General features: G+C 34.4%; 18 protein-coding genes. 6 read left to right on the top strand and 12 right to left on the bottom strand.

The genetic code is table 11. The annotated features are described in order from the left end of the window. Positions 1-180: 180 nt before the first annotated feature. From PVV65_RS01525 to pcsA, 3 genes are read right to left on the bottom strand one after another with little or no spacing between them, the layout of a single operon-like run. Positions 181-594, bottom strand: coding sequence for a DUF6163 family protein (locus tag PVV65_RS01525; RefSeq protein WP_273754171.1), 414 nt, complete (start codon positions 592-594; stop codon positions 181-183). Continuing rightward, positions 591-1637, bottom strand: a complete 1047-nt coding sequence (locus PVV65_RS01520; RefSeq protein WP_273754173.1) for an enoyl-CoA hydratase/isomerase family protein — start codon at positions 1635-1637, stop codon at positions 591-593. Before PVV65_RS01520 ends, PVV65_RS01525 begins: the two co-directional genes overlap by 4 nt. A gap of 29 nt (positions 1638-1666) precedes the next feature. Next, entirely contained in the window at positions 1667-2485 is an 819-nt protein-coding gene (gene pcsA / locus PVV65_RS01515; protein ID WP_273788938.1) for a phosphatidylcholine synthase, read from the bottom strand. Positions 2486-2665: 180 nt separating this feature from the next. On the opposite strand from pcsA, the gene PVV65_RS01510 reads away from it, so the two are divergent. The 4 genes from PVV65_RS01510 (at position 2666) to sodC (ending at position 6307) form a co-directional block, all read left to right on the top strand. Further along, on the top strand, positions 2666-3892 hold the full coding sequence (locus PVV65_RS01510) for a UbiH/UbiF family hydroxylase (protein WP_273788937.1): 1227 nt from the start codon (positions 2666-2668) through the stop codon (positions 3890-3892). Positions 3893-4695: 803 nt separating this feature from the next. Next, entirely contained in the window at positions 4696-5040 is a 345-nt protein-coding gene (locus PVV65_RS01505; RefSeq protein ID WP_273788936.1) for a hypothetical protein, read from the top strand. Continuing rightward, positions 5018-5374 (top strand): hypothetical protein, encoded by a 357-nt coding sequence (locus PVV65_RS01500; RefSeq protein WP_273788935.1) that lies wholly within the window; start codon positions 5018-5020, stop codon positions 5372-5374. Before PVV65_RS01505 ends, PVV65_RS01500 begins: the two co-directional genes overlap by 23 nt. Positions 5375-5782: 408 nt before the next feature. Then, positions 5783-6307, top strand: a complete 525-nt coding sequence (gene sodC, locus PVV65_RS01495) for a superoxide dismutase [Cu-Zn] SodC (protein ID WP_273788934.1) — start codon at positions 5783-5785, stop codon at positions 6305-6307. 602 nt (positions 6308-6909) lie between these two features. Here the strand turns inward: sodC and PVV65_RS01490 are convergent. From PVV65_RS01490 to PVV65_RS01450, 9 genes are all read right to left on the bottom strand, one after another. Next, positions 6910-7476: a hypothetical protein gene (locus PVV65_RS01490; protein WP_273788933.1), complete on the bottom strand. Its 567-nt coding sequence runs from the start codon at positions 7474-7476 to the stop codon at positions 6910-6912. A 574-nt stretch (positions 7477-8050) separates the two neighbouring features. Beyond that, a complete protein-coding gene (locus tag PVV65_RS01485; RefSeq protein WP_273788932.1) occupies positions 8051-10780 on the bottom strand; it encodes a DEAD/DEAH box helicase in 2730 nt (909 codons plus the stop codon). Between the two features lie 22 nt (positions 10781-10802). Beyond that, positions 10803-12422 carry a site-specific DNA-methyltransferase gene (locus PVV65_RS01480; RefSeq protein ID WP_273788931.1) on the bottom strand — a complete coding sequence of 540 codons (1620 nt, stop codon included), beginning with the start codon at positions 12420-12422 and terminating at the stop codon, positions 10803-10805. Between the two features lie 83 nt (positions 12423-12505). Next, a complete protein-coding gene (locus PVV65_RS01475; RefSeq protein WP_120122310.1) occupies positions 12506-12907 on the bottom strand; it encodes an SUF system Fe-S cluster assembly protein in 402 nt (133 codons plus the stop codon). Continuing rightward, complete coding sequence (locus PVV65_RS01470; RefSeq protein WP_273788930.1) at positions 12900-14144, bottom strand: cysteine desulfurase; 1245 nt, start codon at positions 14142-14144, stop codon at positions 12900-12902. The genes PVV65_RS01475 and PVV65_RS01470 overlap by 8 nt, the downstream gene beginning before the upstream one ends. A 10-nt stretch (positions 14145-14154) precedes the next feature. Next, positions 14155-15417 carry a Fe-S cluster assembly protein SufD gene (gene sufD / locus PVV65_RS01465; RefSeq protein WP_273788989.1) on the bottom strand — a complete coding sequence of 421 codons (1263 nt, stop codon included), beginning with the start codon at positions 15415-15417 and terminating at the stop codon, positions 14155-14157. A 7-nt stretch (positions 15418-15424) separates the two neighbouring features. Next, positions 15425-16180, bottom strand: coding sequence for a Fe-S cluster assembly ATPase SufC (gene sufC, locus PVV65_RS01460; RefSeq protein WP_273788988.1), 756 nt, complete (start codon positions 16178-16180; stop codon positions 15425-15427). A 151-nt stretch (positions 16181-16331) separates the two neighbouring features. Continuing rightward, entirely contained in the window at positions 16332-17843 is a 1512-nt protein-coding gene (sufB, locus tag PVV65_RS01455) for a Fe-S cluster assembly protein SufB (protein ID WP_273754190.1), read from the bottom strand. 146 nt (positions 17844-17989) lie between these two features. Next, complete coding sequence (locus tag PVV65_RS01450) at positions 17990-19135, bottom strand: cysteine desulfurase family protein (RefSeq protein WP_273754191.1); 1146 nt, start codon at positions 19133-19135, stop codon at positions 17990-17992. Between the two features lie 159 nt (positions 19136-19294). Here PVV65_RS01450 and PVV65_RS01445 point away from each other — a divergent pair, with 159 nt between their 5' ends. Together PVV65_RS01445 and tyrS are read left to right on the top strand one after the other, a co-directional pair. Further along, entirely contained in the window at positions 19295-19975 is a 681-nt protein-coding gene (locus PVV65_RS01445) for an alpha/beta hydrolase (protein WP_139413204.1), read from the top strand. A 326-nt stretch (positions 19976-20301) separates the two neighbouring features. Beyond that, positions 20302-21555, top strand: coding sequence for a tyrosine--tRNA ligase (tyrS, locus tag PVV65_RS01440; protein ID WP_273788929.1), 1254 nt, complete (start codon positions 20302-20304; stop codon positions 21553-21555). Positions 21556-21667: the final 112 nt, after the last annotated feature.

Genomic DNA, 21667 nt, shown 5'->3' with positions numbered 1-21667 from the left:
AAGGTACGTTTTATAATTGCCAGACAACACATATATTTAAAGAAAAAGAAAGAATGGTTATCATTTTCGAACACGCTGAACTATAGCGCGCATTTTTTAATTTTAAAAACTTGGATGATTTTATAGTTAGATAGTTAGATTGAAAACCGATGCTGTTTTATTCTGGCTCGAAAGTTTCAATCACAATCGTTTTTTATTTTTTATTCTTTCAAAAAAAATCATCATAATTCGTAGGATCACAAAGACTAAAAATAATATTCCATGAAATAATGGTACAAACGGCTGATAAATAAAATTAGAATAATAGATTGTTATTATTTCAATCAACGCCGCACTACACCATAAAATAATGCCCCATAATGAATACATCCAAAGTCCAATCAAGGCAATAGGATAGAGAATAGCCAATATTGCTGATGCAAACTGCCACTGCCAAGGCATAAGATCAAAACGCCATAGAGTACCTGGAAAGACACCAACTAAGCGTATCCAATAAAAAACACTCAAGCTCAAGCAAATAAGCGCCAAAAATCGTAAATAACAGTTATAAATTAAGTTGATTTTTGAAATCCGTTTGTGTGAATTATTTTTCACAATAATAACTCTCGTTCAACAGGTTGGAAATAAGCCTCTATCATTTCATCTGTTACATTTGAAAGTTTATCTGGCTGCCATTTGGGTGTTTTGTCCTTATCGATTAACATAGCACGTATCCCTTCATAAAAATCATGGGAATTAATCATATGATGTGCGATGCGGTTTTCAATTTTTATACAATCTTCCAAAGTTCGAGGTACATTTTGTTTCATTTGTTTCCAGATGACTTTTAAACTTATCGGAGAACGTGCCTGCAAAATATCATAACATTCTTTAGCAAATAAAATACCTTCATTACTTTTTTTATAAAGCAATTCAAGGCATTCTTCTAATGTCTGCGCACTAAAACAAGTGTTAATAATACACCGTATTTCATGACTCGTTTCATAATTTTTTGTAATTGCGTGCTCATTTAAAGCTAAAGTAGGATCTCCTTGCTCAATAACTGCTTTCCTAATAATATCGAACTTAACTTCAGGAACAGCATGTGTTGCTAATCCTAAATTTAAACAATCTCCCCATTTTATATTTGCACCGGTCAATGCAAGATAAATACCAAAATAATTAGGAAGAGATGGTAAGAAAAAACCTGCACCAACATCTGGAAAAAATCCAATCGCAGCTTCTGGCATAGCAAAAACTGTATTTTCTGTAACAATTCGATGAGAACCATACAGCGAAATACCGACCCCTCCTCCCATCCAAATACCGTTTAAGAAAGAGATATAAGGCTTTGGAAAACGTTTAATATAAGCATTTAAACTATATTCCTCTCTAAAATATTGATAAGCAGAGGCACTTTTCCCCATCTGATAGATTTCTACAACATCTCCACCAGCACAAAAAGCACGTCCCTCTCCTTCAATTAAGACACATGAAATATCACTATCCGTTTTCCACGTCTTGAGAGCTTTTTTTAAAGCGGAAACCATTCGTTGACTAAGAGCGTTTAATGCTAAAGGGCGTGTGAGCTTTATAATACCAGCATACCCTTCTTTCGCAAAAGAAATATCATTATCTGCTCCAAAATCAATTTTCATTTCACACCCTTCTTAAAACCTTAAAACAACTAATCTATTGTTTTTTTTATACTTTTTGCCCCAAGTTGGGGAAATATTTGCATGATCGCGCCAATACAATATATATAAATCCCTGTTATTGAAATTCCTATTTTAACCCAATATGGAGCCTCTAGTTGATAAAAGAAAGCGACAACACCAAAGAAACACCATAAGAGAAAAATTGGAAAATTAATTCTCCGCAAACGACAGACTCTTACAGGGTGGATGAAATAAATTGGTAAGAAAGATATAATGGCCGATAAAACAATAATGATAAAGGTAATCCACTCCTCTGGTCTTACGACAAAAAGTGTAAAAACCATCATATTCCAAACAACAGGAAATCCTTTAAAAAAGTTTTCTTTGGTTTTCATACCCGTATCAGCATAATAAATAGCCGATGAAATAACAATGACTGCACTCAATGAAAACGATAACCCTACCCCCATAAAACCACTTTGATAGAGGGCAAAAGCAGGAATTAAAACATAAGTTACGTAGTCAATGATATTATCTAACAACTCTCCAGACCATGTTGGAAGTACATATTTAACATCAAGTTTGCGTGCAATGGGTCCATCTATACCATCAACAAGAAGTGCAAGCCCAAGCCAACAGAACATAGCTGTCCATTCTTTTTGAGAAGCCGATATAAGAGAAAGAAACGCTAAAAATGATCCCGAAGCTGTTAGTAAATGAACAGAAAAAGCCTTTGCTTGTGGCATTGTTACTTTTTTATGGCGTAATAATTTAGCATTTGTTTTGATTTTTTTTGTTAGTTTACGTTTCAAGGTTTTCTTATCCTCGTTTTTACAGTCTTCATCCATCTACCAATACGCCATTTTTACTCATGATATGACTCAGCATAAAAAAATTATAAAAAGGTTACTTTTTTATATCGCATTATTTATTACATAATATAATAGAAGAGCTTCATACAATAAAAAGAGAGCAATCATTTAGAAATGTTAAAATATTTGCTCTATTGAAGAAAGGCTTAACTTGTTGTGATCTTTGAAAAGAAAGAACATAAAGCTATTACTGTTATTGGTGCAGGTCCTGTCGGGATGTTAGCCGCGCTAAGGCTTGCACATAAGGGTTTTTTTGTTTTTCTTGTTGGCCCCCCTGCTCATACAGATGAGTTACGGACAACAGCTCTTATGATGCCTGCAATACGCACACTCCAAAAACTTAATATTTGGGATAGTCTTCAAAAACGAGCTGCTGCTTTATCGTACATGAGAATTATCGATATAACTTCTAGGATTGTGCGTGCACCTACGGTGCACTTTTCTTCTGCTGAAATTGGTGAAAAAGCTTTTGGATATAATATACCCAATGCAGAATTGAACTCTGCTTTAGTCGATGCTGTTGCACAGATGCCTAATATTAAAAGGTTTGTTTCTGAAGCTAAATCTTTTCATCACACGAAAAGCCATGTATCTATTACTCTTGCTGATGATAAAGTCATTCAAACACCTCTTGTTATTGCTGCTGATGGACGCCACTCTCTTACCCGTGCCGCAGCCGAGATAACTGTTAAACAGTGGAACTATCCACAAAAAGCTCTTGTTCTCAATTTTTCTCATGAATTTTCTCATCAAAATACATCAACTGAATTTCATACAGAACATGGCCCATTTACACAGGTTCCACTCCCTGGACGAAGATCCAGTCTTGTATGGGTTGTTCACCCTTCTCGTGCTGAAGAATTATTGAATATAGAAGCAAAAGCAATTACAAAAATAATCGAAAATAAAATGCAATCAATGCTTGGAACACTAACCTTAGAAACATCAATTCAAGCATGGCCGCTTTCGGGGCTTCTCGCTCATCATTTTGCTGCAAATCGAACGATTTTAGTCGGCGAATCTGCTCATGTTTTTCCCCCTATTGGAGCCCAGGGACTAAATTTAGGATTCCGTGATGTTCAAACTTTGATTGATATTTTACCCAACCAAATATCCGATTCCAACTCTGAAATGGTTGTTACACAATATAACCAATACCGCAAACCAGATATATTAATCCGTAGTAGCGCTGTTCATACCCTCAACTCTGCTTTACTTTCTCATATGTTTCCTGTTCATATCATGCGCAGTATTGGCCTTGGTCTATTACATCATTGCTCACCATTACGTAATTTATTTATGCGCGAAGGTATGTATCCCGGTTACGGCTTCAAGGAAATGATGTCAATATTTCCAATAAAATCACCTAAACAGCTCTATTGACAGATAAGAGATAATAGCTAAAAATAAATGCTAATTTTGTATCTGACGTACTCGTGTAAACTAAAAAAATAATAATTATATAACCTATAAATAACCAAAGAAATGGTTATTACATAATAATGTATTTTTAAATTATACTTATTTACTAAATAATACAATATTATATTATAGTATATTATAGTATAGTATAGTATAAAAAGAAATTAATTCATTATTTTAAGACATAAATATAATTCAAAGCTTTATCAGTTTTGTAAAATTCATACTAGAATGTTTATTCTATTGATTTCCGTGCTTGTTTTAAAGCGACATCTTGCATTTAAACTCGTTTCTCGCAGTAGCACTTGCATTAATAATATAAATGAAAAACTATTAAACACTATCACTTTTACGTTTATGAAGGTGGTAAGTCTGTATGTATATTTTAGGACTGTTTGTCATCCTCTAATGTTTTAGAGCTCCTTCATATTTGAGACCGGTCTAAGCGACATTTTATTCCCCTTTTATTTATACACCAGTTTCTTTAAGATTGTATAATAATATACATATAATTAATATGTCTAAATCTCATATTATCTAAAAAATTACTCTATATATTTAGTATATTGATATGAAGAATTCAAAAAAAATATATTCCTTATAATTCTGTATTAAATATAAAATTTATATATAAAAAATAATTTTAGTTAAGCAATAAATTTTCAAATTTTTTATTAATTATAATATTAAAAATAAAACCATCTTTGGAACTAAGTTAGCAATACAACAGTTAATAAAGTGTTGTTTCAACAGAGAGTGACAAGATGAAACTAACTAATATTTTAAAGTTAAGTATTTTTTTTATGATGATTGTATATGTTTTATCGATCGTCACTACTTCAATCAGTGAAATTTTTCATCTTCCTTATTGTCAAGCCTTTACCTATAGCTCTAGTCAAAATGTCACTAAAATAGGTCAAAATTCATTTACTGCTTCACAAATTAAAAATTGTCTTATGCAAAATGGTTTTGAGAACATTAAACGATTGCGTTTAGATGACAAAGGTATCTGGCGTGCTTTAGTAAAATTTAAAAAGTCTCATTTTTTCGTGTCCGTTGACTATTCAGGAACAGTTAGCATTCAAAATGAAAGAAAAAAATATGATTGAGTTTAAAACTTACAGTAACGTTTCTATTCATCGTTGTAAGAATTTTTTTTTCAAAAAGTGCTATCATTCTATTAAAGAATTTGCTTTCATTGGCGGTTTAAATGGTAGCATATCAGGAGCAATCGCAGCAACTCTTGCTATTTATGGTTATATTGCTCTTCCGGGATTTGGTCCACTTATCGCAATGGGTATAGAAGTAGCACTTTCTACCGGAACAATAATAGGAGCACTGATAGGATCCGGAATGGGGGGCGGTGTTGGCATATGCTGTATTTTATGGGAAATTTATATTAATCATAGTACTTTCTTCTCTTATAAATTTCACAATGAATAGAAAGCTATTATCATTTTTCTATGAACAGAACATTAAAACATCAACAAATTATATGCTCTGCTTTTAACTGAAATGATCATTATATTATTAGCTAACTTATTAAAATAACTTGATTAATTTCTTAATATATCTCAAAAAAAATATTTTTTTAAGCATCCCTTGAAGAAAGGTAAGCGAGATATAATTATCCATCTGTAAAAGCTAGATTTTTATAGAAAAAAAACAGAAGTTATGTTCAAAAATATACTTTAATCTATTATTTATAAGAGTTAGTATTTATGTATATTTTATTTTTCTTAAATTAAATTTATAATATTTTTATATATTAATAATATATACTAATAATAAAATATTTTAATTAAGATTATTTTATAAATAATTTATTTAAAGTAATTATAAAGGTATTTTATGAAAAAAATATTATTCTTATTATTCGTTGTTATGGCATTTCTAATACATAAAAACTTTGCATTAGCGCTATCAGCAACAGTGAATATTTATAAACTAGAAGATAATAATTCAAAAAAGGCTATTGGTAGCATTAAAATTGAAGAAAACACATACGGTTTGGTTTTCATCCCTAATTTATCGACTTTACCAGAAGGGCTGCATGGTTTTCATGTACATGAAAATCATTCATGTAATACAAAAGATGGCATAATTGGTGGGAGCGCAGGAGGACATTATGATCCTCAACATACCGAAAGACATTTGGGACCTTATAATGTCGATGGTCATCTTGGTGATTTACCAGCACTTTATGTTGATAAACAAGGATATGCTACGATGAGCGTTCTTGCTCCACGATTGAAAAAAATCTCTGAAATTACAGGGCGCTCATTAATGATTCATTTAGGGGGTGATAATCAATCAGATAAACCGTTACCGCTTGGTGGAGGTGGTGCGCGCCTGGCGTGCGGCGTTATTGAATAAATAAGAGAACATTGTTGTAAGTGGTATTGTATACACTCCCCTTATCATAAAATATAATAGAAATTTATTTTTTAAGCCCACTTCAAGAGATTAAAATAACCTTTGACAATATTTTATAAAGTTCATATTTCTCTTTAAATGCTTAATATAGATGATAAAGACTTAAATATAATCAAGAGGAACAGCAATCACGACTAACAAAATTCTTCGTGAGAAAATTTCAATATAAGAGAACATATATTTCAATGCTTGATGTAAATAAAGCAAAAAAGTTGAATTATAATTCTCTATAATAGAAAATTTGTAATAAATTATAATCATTAAGTCTAATATCTAATGAAATACCCTACGCGCAAAATGGAACAGGTTTTAAACAGAGTTTATTCATTCCCACTTGATGCGTATGCAAAAGTTTCGATTTAAATATCGATATAAGATGGTTTGAAATGATTGAGTGTTACAATATTCTAATCTCTCATTTAAGTTAAGTGAGACTAATTATCATTATAAATCAATATAATCATTCAAATAAAACAGTGATAGTAATTTTTTATCACTCTGAAAAAGAACTTTTAAACAATAGAATCTTTTTAAAATAACCTTCATGGCCCCATATGATCCCAATCGGATGGATGCATCTCACCGGTTTGATAAAATTGACGAATGAGCTTAATATAATGAAGAAAGTCTTTATTTTCCTCCACTAATCTATTAGCAATATCCCAATCAATATCTCTCCGTTCTTTAGCTGGAATTATGATCTCACTCTCGGAAGCATTTTCCTTGTCAAGTCTTATAAATCCAATTCCATGCAAGCTTGAAAGCATCCGAAGCTCTTTTAATGTATCAACACCTTCAACTTCACTCGCAACTAAATAACTAAAATTTGCCCATGAAGAATTGCTTACTGTTTGAAAAAATGCTTTTCGTAAATTTGAACGATTAATGAGAATTTTAACTTCAAAAGACCAAAGCTTCGTTTTTTTATCAAAATATTGCAAAATGCAATCTTTGATTTCACGATTCCATTCTTTACTTAAATCCTGTATTCCTATGAGATCTTGATAAAGCCATTTATTCCCACCAGAGCCGTGTTTATTACGAGAATGTTTTTCGTTAATCCGTTTGCTATAAACTTCAAGCTCTGACCATAAAAATTTAGATAACAATGGATAAAAATCATGTTCTTTAACGCTATCATCTGTCTTAGACGTCGTAATGCTCTCTCTTTCATCAATTTCAGCACTATCTGTTGATTGGGTGAAATAATACTGCCGTGGACGTCCTTCAGTGGTTTTAATTTCTGGATAAAGCTTTTGTAAGTGTGGACGCTTAGATCCTATTTCAGCGACAATTTGCTGAATAAGTGCTGTATCATTCTTAAGAGGAGTGATTGTTGCCGTTGAACGCTTTTGTTTTTGGCGGCATTTTTCCGGATAATTTTCAAATATCCATTGTGCAATTTCTCGAGCTGTAAATTTTTTTGTCGGATTTTTCTTTAAAAAATTAAAATCTGCTGTTATATTTTATTTCATTGCGCTTCAATTTTACAAGAGAAAGAGTAATAAATAGTTCAGTTTTTTAAAATATTTTATTTGTATCTATTAAGTTATCAAATGAAGTTCAGAAAGAATGAATAATTTTTTGATTTAAGAATTTTATAGTGTTTAAAAAGCAATAGCATAAGAAGTGAAAATAGGATTCAGATACTTAATTCAACTTATCATTCATAAATAAAAAAACTTATGAGATAGTGAACTCTGCACACAAACCTTCAAAACTGCTGTTTGCCTTAATAGAGTCATGCGGAATAAGAACATAATACCATGGTTTTCCGTCATGCGTGACAGAATAATGCGTTGCATGACGACACCATTGAACTGCTGCTTTTCTTTTTTTCAAAACAATAGCATTTTGTATTTCAGAGGCTTTTTTAGGCTCACAAAGATATTTAGCATTCCTCGTTTCCACCACAAAGTCTGGTTCGTAAGTTGATCCTTTATCATATTCGATCTTGAAAAAACCTCGTGCGGGTTTCATCCATTTCAATACTTGGGCATCATCCTCTAATATCTGAGCAAATCGTAATTCCCCTTCTACTGAATCAAACTTTTGCAAAGGGTAACAGCATTTTCTAAAGCCGCTGAATACAAGTTTTTTAATATTGCTTTTAATGGCTGGAATATTCCTAAAATCAACAGGAGATGTCCCTTGTGGCAATACATAATGGATAGGTGTTAAAGTTGTAAAACCTCGTGTCACTTTAACGTCATAATCTTTTTGTGTCTCCCATTGATGTTCTCTTAATTGTGCAACAATAAAATTATTAAGTTTATGCTGATAATGAATTAATACATTCTCAACGGCCGTATCATTGGGTAAATAAGATCGGAAATGCTCAACCATCTGACCAGCCAATTTTCGTAATAACAGCGTATGGCTATCATAATCGATAAAGTCATTATCAATTAAATCACGAATGATATAATTTTCAAGATGAGGCTCTTTAACATATTCATTCTTAGAAGTGAGAAAAATGCTTTTATGTGTCCGCAATTCTCGAATTAAAAGCTCTTTACTAACAGGTTGCAAATTTAAGCTTTCTAGATTTTTCAAATCAAAATCAGAAAAACCATAAGTAACCTCACGCGAAGGAATAAGTACAATATTGGGAATATCTATGATCAATTCTGATAATTGTTTTGTCATAATTGTAACGACTTTTGACACAAGAGACTGCTGTGCTAGTGGCATGGTGCTCATAATTCTATTGCTTATTTTTTCTTGTATCGGCGCAGAAAAAAGCATTTGAGAACTTGGTAAATTATTATTCTCTTTGATAATATTCCACGTGATAGCAGCAATTTCTTGCTCTTCGGGCGTTAATATAGGGAAATTTGTATTCCGTAACATGATATTTTGTAAATCAGATGCTCCATTTATATCAGAATGACGCGTTACCACTGTTTGCATCAATAAAGCTTCTGCTTGACTTGGAACTGTCACTATATCTGTCTTTTCAGGGGGTATATCCCCCCCTGTTCCAATCTCAATATGTTTTTTTATAATGGAGTTTGGATCGTTTGCACGATCAATAATATCTTGAAAACGATCATGCGCAATAATTGTTAAACGATCAATAGCTTCTACACCTGTCCTATATCCATAAGGCAAACGCAATCCACGCCCAATAGTTTGTTCTGTTAAAATTTCTGACGCAGATGCACGCAACGGTACAATCGTATAGAGATTGCTAACATCCCACCCCTCCTTTAATTTATTAACGTGAATAACAATTTCTGTTGGTTCATGAGGATCCTCAATCGCAATAAGCTTTTGAATATTTTGATCTTCTTCTATATTCGACTGTTTTGTATGAATCTCTGCGACTTTTCCCTTATAAGCCCCTGAAAAAAAATCTTCTGATTCCAAAAAGTCACGCAATTTCTGTGCATGATTTGTATCTTGAGCAACAACTAAAATAAAAGGCTTAACGAATTTTTTGTTATAATCCTTGGCATAGGTAATTAAATCTGCTTTTACATTTTCATGGGCATGAATCGCATCTTGTAATTTAATATATTCTAATTGCTCAGATGTATAATTTTGAGCTTGAAAGTCTTTACGTGTAGCAACCGCAGGTTCTTTTACAAAACCATCCCTCATAGCCTCTGCAAGTGAATAATGATAAACAACATTTTTAAAATTTACAGGTTTTGCCCCTATTGTTTTTGGTGTTGCTGTAAGCTCTATTCCTAATATAGGTTTTAACTCATTAATTGCCGATGCACCAGCAGAAGCACGATAACGATGTGCTTCATCCATTAACAAAACTAAATCAGGAAGATTTGCGAGATAATCAAAATAACTTTCGCCAATCGTTTCTTGTAAGCGTTTAATACGCGGAACACTAGACTTTAGTGCACCTTTTTTATTATCCGTTGTATTAATTTTAGAAATATTAAAAATATTGATAAAGGCTGTATCCCTATTTTCAAACAAACGCTTTTGTCCGTGATAATGGTGTTCATCAGCACGAATACCTTTACCACTTTCATAATCTTCACCTGTAATAATAACGGGTCTATTGGCAATAAATTCACTCATTCCATTGAAAACATACTTCGAACTTTGGGGACTAAAATCCTGTTTTAACTTTTCATAAATAGTCAAATTTGGCGCTAAAACAAAAAAATGGCGACTGCGACCTGTTAAATAAAGATAGCTGATAAAAGCACCCATAAGTCGCGTTTTCCCAACACCCGTTGCTAAGGCAAAACAAAAAGAGGGAAAGTTTCGTTCAAAATCTTGTACAGAAGGATAAAGATTTTTTATCACTTTCAACTCTGCAACCAAATCAGCATTTTTAGAAAGTTCTATATTTTCTAAGATTTTTACCAAAATATTTAAAGATTCACGTTGAGGATCCCGTAACGATAAGCGAGAAGAAATTCTTTTTTCAACAGTGTTCATGAAAAACTCCGCTTTTTATATATTATTCAAATAGATCTAATTCTGCTTGCGCAATATCTTTATTTTTGTTGTTTTCTTTTACTACAATCACTGGTTCAAGATTGGACACATTTAAACTGTAATCATCCCTTCCCCATTCGCATTTTTCTAATACTGCACGGGGGATTTTAGTGAGTGTAAGATTTTCAAAGGATGCTGATTTTGTATCAAAGGCTGTGCCACAAATCAGCAACGTGCGATGAGAGCCTACCTCTTCACTCATTATACGGAGTTGTTCATGGGTCATAGCGCTTGTTGTGACATAAATATAATCTGTTTCAGTTGAATACCCTTGCATCCAATAATGATTTTCATCAGGTGCGTAGGTAAATCCCATATGCTTGCACATTGCTTCTGAAAGCATCGCAGCATTATATTCGCGACTAATAATCCATTGTCCCCATGGATCTTTTTGTAACAGAGAAGGTGCAAGGCGATAATAGCGAAATCCACCGCCACCTTGCCAATTAACACTTTTGGAAATTCCCCCTTGATCAGTTCCATCAATCACTTGTTTTAAACGAGGGATAATATGGGTATGACAATGTTCACCAAGTTCAATCATAATCCACTTGCGTCCCATTTTATGGGCAACAGCACCGGTCGTGCCAGAACCAGCAAAGGAATCTAGTACAAGATCACCGGGATTTGTAGATATCTTAATAATTCTTTGAAGAAGATGTTCAGGTTTCGGCGTATTAAATAACTCTACTTCATGATTAATAAATATTTTTTTTAATTCATCTTTAGCATTTGCATTATTGGAGAGACCTATCCAGATAGTTTCTGGAATACTTCCTTTATTTTCTGAAAGAAAAAATTTACGGTATAAATTATTTCCTTTAATAAGAAGGCGATCCTCTTTATCTAACTGCTGCATACTTTCTAGATTAACAAGCCAAAGGCGTTTAGAAAAAAACTTCCCTGTTTTGGTGGTGTATTCATATTCAGATCCGCCTTGCTGTCTAGCCCACAACCCAAGAATACGATATGCACCTCTTGAATCATTATCTGGATTTACATATGCTTTTTTTGTTACATCATCTAATTCAATTCGATTAATATAAAATTTTGAAAAGTTTTTTGCATAAACTAAGATATGATCGTGGGTTGTGCTAAAATAACGAGAAGAATTATCCTTTCCTCTTTTTTTATGCCATATGAGATTAGCAACAAAATTATTACGTCCAAATAACTCATCACACAGTATTTTAGCATAATGTATTTCATTGTCATCCAACTGCATAAAAAGCGCACCATCATCTGCCAGTAAATGATGTAACAATTCTAGCCTATCTCTCATAAGGCTGAGCCATATGGAATGCTCTAAACCATCTTCATAATGTTCAAAGGCATTGCCTGTATTATAAGGCGGATCGATATAGATACATTTTACCTTCCCCATATATTCTTGTTCAAGCGCTTTGAGTGCGAGCAAATTGTCACCAAAAATAAGTTTATTATCAAAAATATCTTGGGATGATATTTGATGCGAAGCGTGATAAGATTTTTCAAGATCTTCTAATAAGATACGAGGCTCTAGTTTTGGGCGTTTTTCTTTTCCAATCCAGTTAAGTTCTAATTTTTGTTTATTATAACTCATGCGATCGTCCTTAAATTTAAACGCTTGTGAAAAGTAAACAGCTTATTCATGAATGGCTAAATTAGAGTCTCTTAACAATACTTTTAGTACCATCCGACAGCAATTTGCGCTTCTTCTGACATACACTCAGGCGTCCACGGTGGATCAAAAGTCATAGTGACTTCAACATGCGAAACCCCTTCAACAGCACTGACAGCATTTTCCACCCACCCTGGCATTTCACCAGCAACAGGACAGCCTGGCGCTGTAAGAGTCATTTCAATTTTTACTGAACGATCATCTTCAATATCAATACGGTAAATCAGTCCTAGCTCATAAATATCAGCAGGAATCTCTGGATCATAAACTGTTTTAAGAGCAGCAATAATATCATTCGTCATACGATCAATTTCTTCTGCGGGAATTGTTGATATGTAAGATTTTTTATTTTCGCTTACAGTTTCAGCAGATTCTGTAGAATGACGCTCTTCTATTAACTCACCCATTAAAAAATGTCCTTGTTTCTTTTAATGCTTTGACCAATTGATCTATATCTTCTTGAGTATTATACATAGCCAACGATGCACGACAAATAGATGTTAAACCAAACCGCTGTAATAAAGGCTGTGCACAATGAGTTCCTGCACGTATTGCAACCCCTTTTCTATCAATAAACATAGCGATATCATGAGCGTGAATACCTTCAATTGTAAATGATATAATCGCTCCTTTATTGGGAGAATGACCATAAATACGCAATGATTCAATTGTTTTAAGCTTTTCATGCGCATAAGCTGAAAGAGACATTTCATGGGCATGAATTGTACTGAGACCTCTCTCTTGTATATAGTCAATGGCCGCAGCTAATCCAATAGCTTCAACGATAGGAGGTGTACCTGCTTCAAAACGATAAGGAGGAGCATTATAAAGAACCTTATCGGTTGTTACCTCTTCAATCATTTCACCTCCCCCTTGAAAAGGATGCATTTCCTCTAACCGGTGTTCCTTACCATAAAGAACGCCAACACCAGTGGGACCATAAAGCTTATGTCCTGTAAAGACATACCAATCACAATCGAGATCTTGTACATCAACGGTTAAATGTATTGCTCCTTGAGAACCATCAACAAGAACAGGAATAGAGTTTTGATGTGCTTGTTTAATCATCTCTTTAACAGGAGGCACAGTCCCTAATATATTAGACATATGCGTTATAGCGACAAGCCGCGTTTTTTCACTTAAAGCCTTTTGAAAATCCTCAATATGCAGAACACCATTTTCATCAACGGGAACAAAAATAAGCTTCACCCCTTTTTGTTCACGCAGAAAATGCCAAGGAATAATATTTGCATGATGTTCCATGATTGTTAGAACAATTTCATCACCTTCCTTGAGTTTGGGCATAGCCCAACCATAAGCAACCGTATTAATCGCTTCTGTTGCATTTTTCGTAAAAACAATTTCTTCAGCTTTTTGAGCATTTAGAAAAACACGAACAGTTTCACGAGAATTTTCATAGGATTGTGTTGCTGTATTGGCTAAAAAATATATTCCCCTATGCACATTAGCATAACAATGGTGATAATAATTATTCATTGCATTGAGTACTGATTGCGGCTTTTGTGCAGAAGCACCACTATCAAGATATGCTAATCGCTTTCCATAAACTTGATGATGCAAAAGAGGAAAATCACGTCGAATTTCGTCGACATTATAATTGAGCGTTTGTACGTCATTTTCCATTTTTTCTCTCTTAAACATTTTTTTTAAGCCATTGACCAATGATATTTTCCAAAACAGTCTGGATATCACCTTGCTTGATGTCATCAATAAGCTCGGCAATAAATCCTTTAATCAAAAGAGCACGAGCCGTTTTAAAGGGGATACCGCGCGCCATAAGATAGAAAAGATAATCATGATTAATATTTGCAACTGTTGCGCCATGGCCGCAGGCAACATCATCAGCAAAAATCTCCAATTCAGGCTTTGCATTAAATTCTGCATCATCTGAAAGGATAAGGCTATTGCAAGCCATGCGTGCATCGGTTTTTTGCGCTTTTTGAGCAACACGTATGATCCCCTGAAAAACACCCACAGCCTTATCTGTAACCACATTGCGTATAATTTCAGTTGATGTTGAATTTTCTTCCACGTGACGAACAGTCATTGTAAGATCACTATGTGTTTGTCCTGATAGTAAATTTATAACGCGTAATTGAAAATCAGATTTTTCCCCCTGTAACTCAATATCGACTTCCTGACGATTAAGTTGACTCCCTATATTAATGACATAAAGTGATAATTTTGCTCCTTGAGCAAGAACAGCACGCAATCGACCAAATTGCGTAGAATTAAAACCACGATTGCGAATAAGAATCCAAGTAACATCACTATGGGCGGCAATATTTAATGAAAATATTGAACTGACAAAAGCATCTTGATCATTGCCAACCTGATGTTCAACAAATATAACTTGACTATTTTTATCAACTTTTATGTCTGAAAAAGTATGAGATTGTCCTCCCATTTGTATATTTTGTAATTCAATGCATCTATTTAACTTTGTATTTTCAGGAATGTGAAAAAGCCAACCATCTGTAACGAAAGCTGTATTTAATTGCCCAATGAAGTCCTCATCAGAAATGTTTTGACCTATCAATACAGAATTATCTTCTAATGCATCTGAAAGGCGTTTTACTGTAATTTTGTCTATCTTTGACCGCGTTGCTACTTTTCCATTGTTCATGGAAAAAACAGCGCTTTCTGAAAGTAATGTATCAACCGATTGATTGTCTTGATCTTTTGAAAAATTGCTCACAGACTTCAGTAATGTGCGCAGATTGGTATAGTGCCAATTTTCGATTTTACGAGAAGGAAGACGTGTCGTTAGAAACTGATCAATAGCTTTCTTGCGGATTGCACACACGGCTTTACTACCCGGTAGCTCATTGATATACTGATTAAAATTACTAAGTATATTTTCTTCAACCGCTAACAAGTTTTGTTGTACCTTCATAATACCTTCAAACTGCCTCCCTGATAAGATCAGCATACCCATTTTGCTCTAAATAAAGCGCTAGGGATTTATCTCCGCTTTTAATAATTCGTCCTTTATAGAGAACATGTACCGTATCTGGAATAATATAATTAAGCAGCCGTTGATAATGGGTAATCACTAAAAATGAACGTTTTGAATCCCGAAGTTTATTAACACCATCTGCAACAATTTTTAATGCATCAATATCTAAACCAGAATCCGTTTCATCTAAAATGCAAAGTTTAGGTTCAAGAAGTGCCATTTGTAAAATTTCAGCACGTTTTTTTTCTCCCCCTGAAAAACCTACATTTAATGGACGTTTTAGCATGTCCATATCTATTTCAAGCTTAGCTGAAACCTCCTTAACATATTTTATAAATTCAGGAATTTTAAGCTCTTCATCACCTCGCGCTTTGCGTTGAGAATTCATCGCGACTTTTAAAAATTCCATCGTTGCTACCCCTGGTATTTCCATTGGATATTGAAATGCAAGAAAAATACCATATGCAGCACGTTCTGCTGGATCCATTTCTAAAATTGATTGTCCATTATAGAGAATATCGCCTTCTATTACTTCATAATCATCACGACCAGCAAGCAAATAAGATAAAGTTGATTTTCCGGCACCATTTTGTCCCATGATCGCGGCAACTTCTCCATCTTGAACCGTCAAGTTTAAACCACGAATAACTTCTGTATCGGTCCCAGCAATACGGGCACGTAAATTTTTTATCTCTAACATCATTTAATCCTGTTCTGGCTGCTTTTTTCAGATACTAATGCATACTATTTTTTCTTAGCACCCATCTCCTTTTGTAATCACCATAGAAGTTATTTTTTTACATTATTGTCTACTATTACAGCTCTTCTTCAATTTATCTCATTAAATAGAATTATCCAACACTCCCCTCAAGGCTAATACCAATAAGCTTTTGAGCCTCGACAGCAAACTCCATGGGAAGTTTTTGAATAACTTCTTTTACAAAACCATTGACAATTAATGCAATTGCCTCTTCTTCGGGAATTCCTCTCTGCATAACATAAAAAAGTTGGTCATCAGAAATTTTTGATGTGGTGGCTTCATGTTCAAATTGAGCTGTTGCGTTTTTTGCTTCAATATAAGGCACTGTATGGGCCCCACAATCATTCCCAATTAACAAACTATCACATTGTGTAAAGTTACGCGCATTTTGTGCTTTTCGATGAGCTGTGACTTGTCCTCGATAAGTGTTATTTGAAAAACCAGCAGAAATACCTTTGGAAATAATACGACTGGAGGTATTTTTTCCTAAATGAATCATTTTTGTACCGGAATCAATTTGTTGATGACCGTTTGCAACGGCAATAGAATAAAATTCTCCACGCGCGTTATCTCCACGCAGTAAACAGGATGGATATTTCCAAGTAATCGCAGAACCAGTCTCCACTTGTGTCCATGAAATTTTAGAGTTATGCCCTCGACAATCTCCACGCTTCGTTACAAAATTATAAATACCACCCTTTCCATCTTTATCGCCAGGGTACCAATTTTGTACTGTAGAATATTTAATCTCTGCATTCTCAAGGGCAACAAGCTCAACGACAGCAGCATGAAGTTGATTTTCATCACGTTGGGGAGCTGTACACCCTTCAAGATAAGAAACATAGGAATCTTCAGCAGCAATAATCAATGTTCGCTCAAATTGCCCTGTATTGCGTTCATTAATTCTAAAGTAAGTTGAAAGCTCCATAGGGCAACGAACTCCTTTAGGAATATAAACAAATGAACCATCTGTAAAGACAGCTGCATTTAAGGCCGCATAATAATTATCCCCCACCGGTACAACTGTTCCCAAATATTCTTTAATAAGCTCAGGATGTTCAATAATAGCCTCTGAAATAGAACAAAAAATTACACCAGCACGTGCCAGTTCTTTTTTAAATGTTGTCACAACCGAAACAGAATCAAAGACCGCATCAACAGCCACTTGCCCTGATATAGACACACTGTCATCAAATGTAGAGGGATCAGACTGTTTTCTTACCCCAGCTAAAATTTCTTGTTCTTTAAGAGGAATGCCAAGTTTTTCGTATGTTGCTAATAACTCAGGATCCACTTCGTCTAAAGATTTTGGTCCTGTATGATTTTTAGGAGCAGCATAATAATAAAGCTCCTGAAAATTAATTTTAGGATATTCAAGACGTGCCCAATGAGGCTCTTGCATTGTCAACCAACGGCGGTAAGCTTGTAAGCGCCATGTTAGCATCCATTCAGGCTCATTTTTTTTAGCAGAAATAAATTTAATAATATCTTCATTCAAACCTTTCGGTGCTTTATCCGTTTTAATTTTCGTTTCAAAGCCATATTTATATTGGTCAACATCTATTTCACGGACTTGGCGTATCGTTTCTTCTACTGCCGGCATAAATCTTCTCCATCTTTTGGCATCAAAAACCGGTAACTAAAAGTCTTGTTTTACAAGATTAAAATTAAGTAAGTCATTTCCTAGGCTATAGGCAAAGTGCTAAAATTTCAATCAAAGTTATTTTATTATTTAAAATAATTCTAATTTTATCCCTTTTTCTTGCTTATCATTTGAGAAAAAAATAATAGAAAATCATCAATATCTTTAGAGGTTGTGTCACGTCCCAGCGAAATGCGAATGGCACCATTTGGAACATGATACCCCATTGCTTCCAAAACTTTACTTTGTTTTACTTTTCCCGAAGAACAAGCAGAACCAGATGATACTGAAAAACCTTCTAAGTCAAAAACAATTTGCATGGTTTCAGCTTTTATATTTTTCACGGTAAAGTAAGTTGTATTCGGCAAACGTTGAACTCTTTTGCCAAAAATTTCAACATTTTGGCTTATTTTTTGAAGCCCATCTTCTAATTTATTACGTAAATATAGTAACTGTTTTATCTCTTCCTGCGTGAGACGATCAGTCATCGCTGCTCCAAAAGCAGCAATAAGAGGCAATGCTTCTGTTCCTCCCCGTAAGCCCTTTTCTTGTCCTCCTCCAGTAATAAGAGGATGTGGCATGAGGAGATTGCCACATGAAACAAAAGCACCAACGCCTTTAGGACCACCAACTTTATGTGCAGAGAGTATAAAAAAGTCTCCTCCTAGCTGATGAATATCAACAAGATTTTTATCGATATATTGTGATAAATCAACAATAAGAGTACCACCTAAATCACGAACAATAGGCGCTATTTCTTTTAACGGTTGAATAACACCCGTTTCACTATTTGCTGCTTGAATAGCAACAAGAGGTAAACCTTTTGTTTTATCGTGAGCCCTTAAGAGTGATGCTAATTTATCTTGTTGAATAAGCCCATCTTGATCAACAGCAATGACACTTATCAATTCTCTAGAAAAACGCCCTCCCTCTGCAACAGAAGGGTGTTCAGTTGCTCCTCGGTAAAGATGAGAAAATTGAACCTTTGCATTCCCCATCGTGTAAAAAGGTGTTAACAAAGTCATTGCTGCTTCACTCGCACCAGAGGTAAAGACAACGTTATCTGGATCTGTTTTAAGATTTTCAGCGATTTGTCGACGTGCCTTTTGCAATAAAGTTTTAGCAGCACGCCCTTCCCTATGAACGGATGATGGATTACCAAATGTCTCTAAAGATTCCAGTAACGCTATCCGCGCTATTTTCTTGAGTGGTGTTGTTGCGTTATGATCAAAATATCGGCGTTTTATAACCATTTTACATCGCAATCATTAATCTTATAATTGATTAAAAAAAATAACGCAATTTTCTTGAAAAGTGCACTTAAAAAAGAATATCTAATGATTATTTAGGATTCTATGGTAAAAGTCGACCAAGGTCAATGAGAGCCTTTTATAGCATTTAAGGAGCATTTTATGCCAGAAATTATTTTTAACGGTCCCGCGGGTCGGCTCGAAGGACGTTATCAACCTTCCCAACAAAAAAATGCACCCATTGCAATCATTTTGCATCCTCATCCTCAATTTGGTGGAACGATGAATCATAAAATTGTCTACGATCTCTTTTATATGTTCCAACAACGTGGCTTTACAACTTTACGTTTTAACTTTCGTGGTATTGGTCGCAGTCAGGGGGAGTTTGATTATGGAATAGGAGAACTTTCAGATGCTGCAGCAGCTCTCGATTGGGTGCAAACACAACATCCAGACTCTAAAAATTGCTGGGTAGCAGGATATTCATTTGGAGCATGGATTGGCATGCAACTTTTAATGCGCCGACCGGAAATTGAGGGTTTTATATCTGTTGCCCCTCAGCCTAATGTTTATGACTTTTCATTTCTTGCACCTTGTCCCTCCTCTGGGCTTATCATTCATGGTGGTATCGATAAAGTTGCCCCCCCAAAAGACGTTCAAATGCTTGTTGATAAATTAAAAACACAAAAAGGTATTATCATTACACAAGAAATACTAGAAGGAGCTAATCACTTTTTTAGTGGATGCCATGAAGAACTTATTGAACGATGTGCCCACTATTTGGATAATCATATCACCAATGAATTTCTCGCTCCTCCTCCTGAAATACTTTCACTTACTTAGGAAAATACAACAGATTTATAAAAAGTCAGCAAAAACCATCCCTGATCATAACAATGTTATTTTTTTAGACTGTATTTGCGATTTTTCTAAGTTTTATTTTAGGATAGAAACGAAGATAAAAAAGTGTCTTTTTTTATTTACTGGTTTTTGTTAAATTATCTTTTTAAGCGTAAAAAGGGAATGATACCCGTATTATTATCTTCATTACGAATATTTCTGGTTCTCTTGTGATATATGTCATTTATGGTAGATAAAGCATGAATGATCCATTATATAATCATCTATTATATAAAATGATTGCTCTCTTAAATTAGGAAATTAACTCTGTGTTTGCCTTTAAATCTGATTTTTTACATATTATGAGTGAGCGTGGTTTTATCCACCAAATTTCGGATGAAAAAGGCTTAGATAATCTTTTTTCAAAAGAAACTGTAAGTGCTTATACTGGATTTGATCCAACAGCATCAAGCTTACATGCTGGAAGTCTTCTTCAGATTATGATGCTTTATTGGCTACAAAAAACGGGACATCGCCCCATTGCTTTGATGGGCGGAGGGACAGGATTGATCGGTGATCCTTCCTTTAAAGATGAAGCACGACGGCTTCTAACACAAGATGATATTGCAGCTAATATTGATGGTATTAAAAAGGTATTTGCTAACTATTTGACATTCGGTGATCGAGAAACCGATGCTTGTATTGTGAATAATGCTGAATGGTTGTGCAATTTAAACTACTTAGAATTTTTGCGTGATGTAGGAAAACATTTTTCTGTCAACCGTATGTTGTCATTTGATTCTGTTAAACTCAGACTTGAGCGTGAACACTCTTTGTCCTTCTTAGAGTTTAATTATATGATTCTGCAAGCTTATGACTTTGTTGAACTTTATAAACGTTACGGCCTGCGTATGCAAATGGGGGGCTCTGATCAATGGGGCAACATTATTAACGGAATCGAATTAGGGCATCGTTTAGGAACACCACAATTATATGCATTAACATCACCATTGCTGACGACCTCTTCCGGTGCCAAAATGGGTAAATCATTGAATGGTGCTGTGTGGCTTAATGCTGATATGCTTTCGCCTTATCAATTTTGGCAATATTGGCGCAATACAGAAGACGCTGATGTAACACGATTTTTAAAGCTCTATACCACATTACCCATGGATGAGATTCTCAAACTTTCTCTCTTACAAGGGACTGAAATTAACGAAGCAAAAAAAATTCTTGCAACAGAAATTACCGCAATGTTGCATGGGCGGACTCTTGCCGAAGCAGCCGCAGAAACTGCCCGCAAAACGTTTGAAGAAAAAACACTTGGAGAAAATCTTCCAACAGTTGAAATGAACACAATAGAATTAAAAACGGGTGCTGGATTACTCTCTCTTTTAGTAAAAGCAGGACTTGCAAAATCAAACAGTGAGGCACGCCGTCATATTCAAGGTGGAGGGATACGTGTTAATGATCAAGTCATAAAGGATGAAACATACCTTGTTATTGAAAAAGATGTCACAGCAGAAGGAATTATTAAACTTTCTTTTGGTAAGAAAAAGCATGTATTGATCAAATCTCTATGATCTATTGATGTTTTATTCATTCTATAGATTTTTATTCCATGAGAGTGATGTTTCTTGTACCTCCTTTATTCATTTTTTATTTAATTTTTATGAAAGAATAATTTCTATATGA

This window comes from Bartonella sp. ML70XJBT, assembly GCF_028618425.1.
GTDB lineage: Bacteria > Pseudomonadota > Alphaproteobacteria > Rhizobiales > Rhizobiaceae > Bartonella.
Note: the sequence above shows the minus strand (reverse complement) of the source record. Positions and strands in the feature narration are given on the sequence as shown.

What these genes read in the sequence shown, in the direction of transcription:
- PVV65_RS01520 (WP_273754173.1), bottom strand. Translation starts at nt 1,637, where the DNA reads ATGAAAATTGATTTTGGAGCAGATAATGATATTTCTTTTGCGAAAGAA.
- pcsA (WP_273788938.1), bottom strand. Translation starts at nt 2,485, where the DNA reads ATGGATGAAGACTGTAAAAACGAGGATAAGAAAACCTTGAAACGTAAA.
- PVV65_RS01505 (WP_273788936.1), top strand. Translation starts at nt 4,696, where the DNA reads ATGAAACTAACTAATATTTTAAAGTTAAGTATTTTTTTTATGATGATT.
- PVV65_RS01500 (WP_273788935.1), top strand. Translation starts at nt 5,018, where the DNA reads ATGAAAGAAAAAAATATGATTGAGTTTAAAACTTACAGTAACGTTTCT.
- sodC (WP_273788934.1), top strand. Translation starts at nt 5,783, where the DNA reads ATGAAAAAAATATTATTCTTATTATTCGTTGTTATGGCATTTCTAATA.
- PVV65_RS01485 (WP_273788932.1), bottom strand. Translation starts at nt 10,780, where the DNA reads ATGAACACTGTTGAAAAAAGAATTTCTTCTCGCTTATCGTTACGGGAT.
- PVV65_RS01480 (WP_273788931.1), bottom strand. Translation starts at nt 12,422, where the DNA reads ATGAGTTATAATAAACAAAAATTAGAACTTAACTGGATTGGAAAAGAA.
- PVV65_RS01475 (WP_120122310.1), bottom strand. Translation starts at nt 12,907, where the DNA reads ATGGGTGAGTTAATAGAAGAGCGTCATTCTACAGAATCTGCTGAAACT.
- PVV65_RS01470 (WP_273788930.1), bottom strand. Translation starts at nt 14,144, where the DNA reads ATGGAAAATGACGTACAAACGCTCAATTATAATGTCGACGAAATTCGA.
- sufD (WP_273788989.1), bottom strand. Translation starts at nt 15,417, where the DNA reads ATGAAGGTACAACAAAACTTGTTAGCGGTTGAAGAAAATATACTTAGT.
- sufC (WP_273788988.1), bottom strand. Translation starts at nt 16,180, where the DNA reads ATGTTAGAGATAAAAAATTTACGTGCCCGTATTGCTGGGACCGATACA.
- sufB (WP_273754190.1), bottom strand. Translation starts at nt 17,843, where the DNA reads ATGCCGGCAGTAGAAGAAACGATACGCCAAGTCCGTGAAATAGATGTT.
- PVV65_RS01450 (WP_273754191.1), bottom strand. Translation starts at nt 19,135, where the DNA reads ATGGTTATAAAACGCCGATATTTTGATCATAACGCAACAACACCACTC.
- PVV65_RS01445 (WP_139413204.1), top strand. Translation starts at nt 19,295, where the DNA reads ATGCCAGAAATTATTTTTAACGGTCCCGCGGGTCGGCTCGAAGGACGT.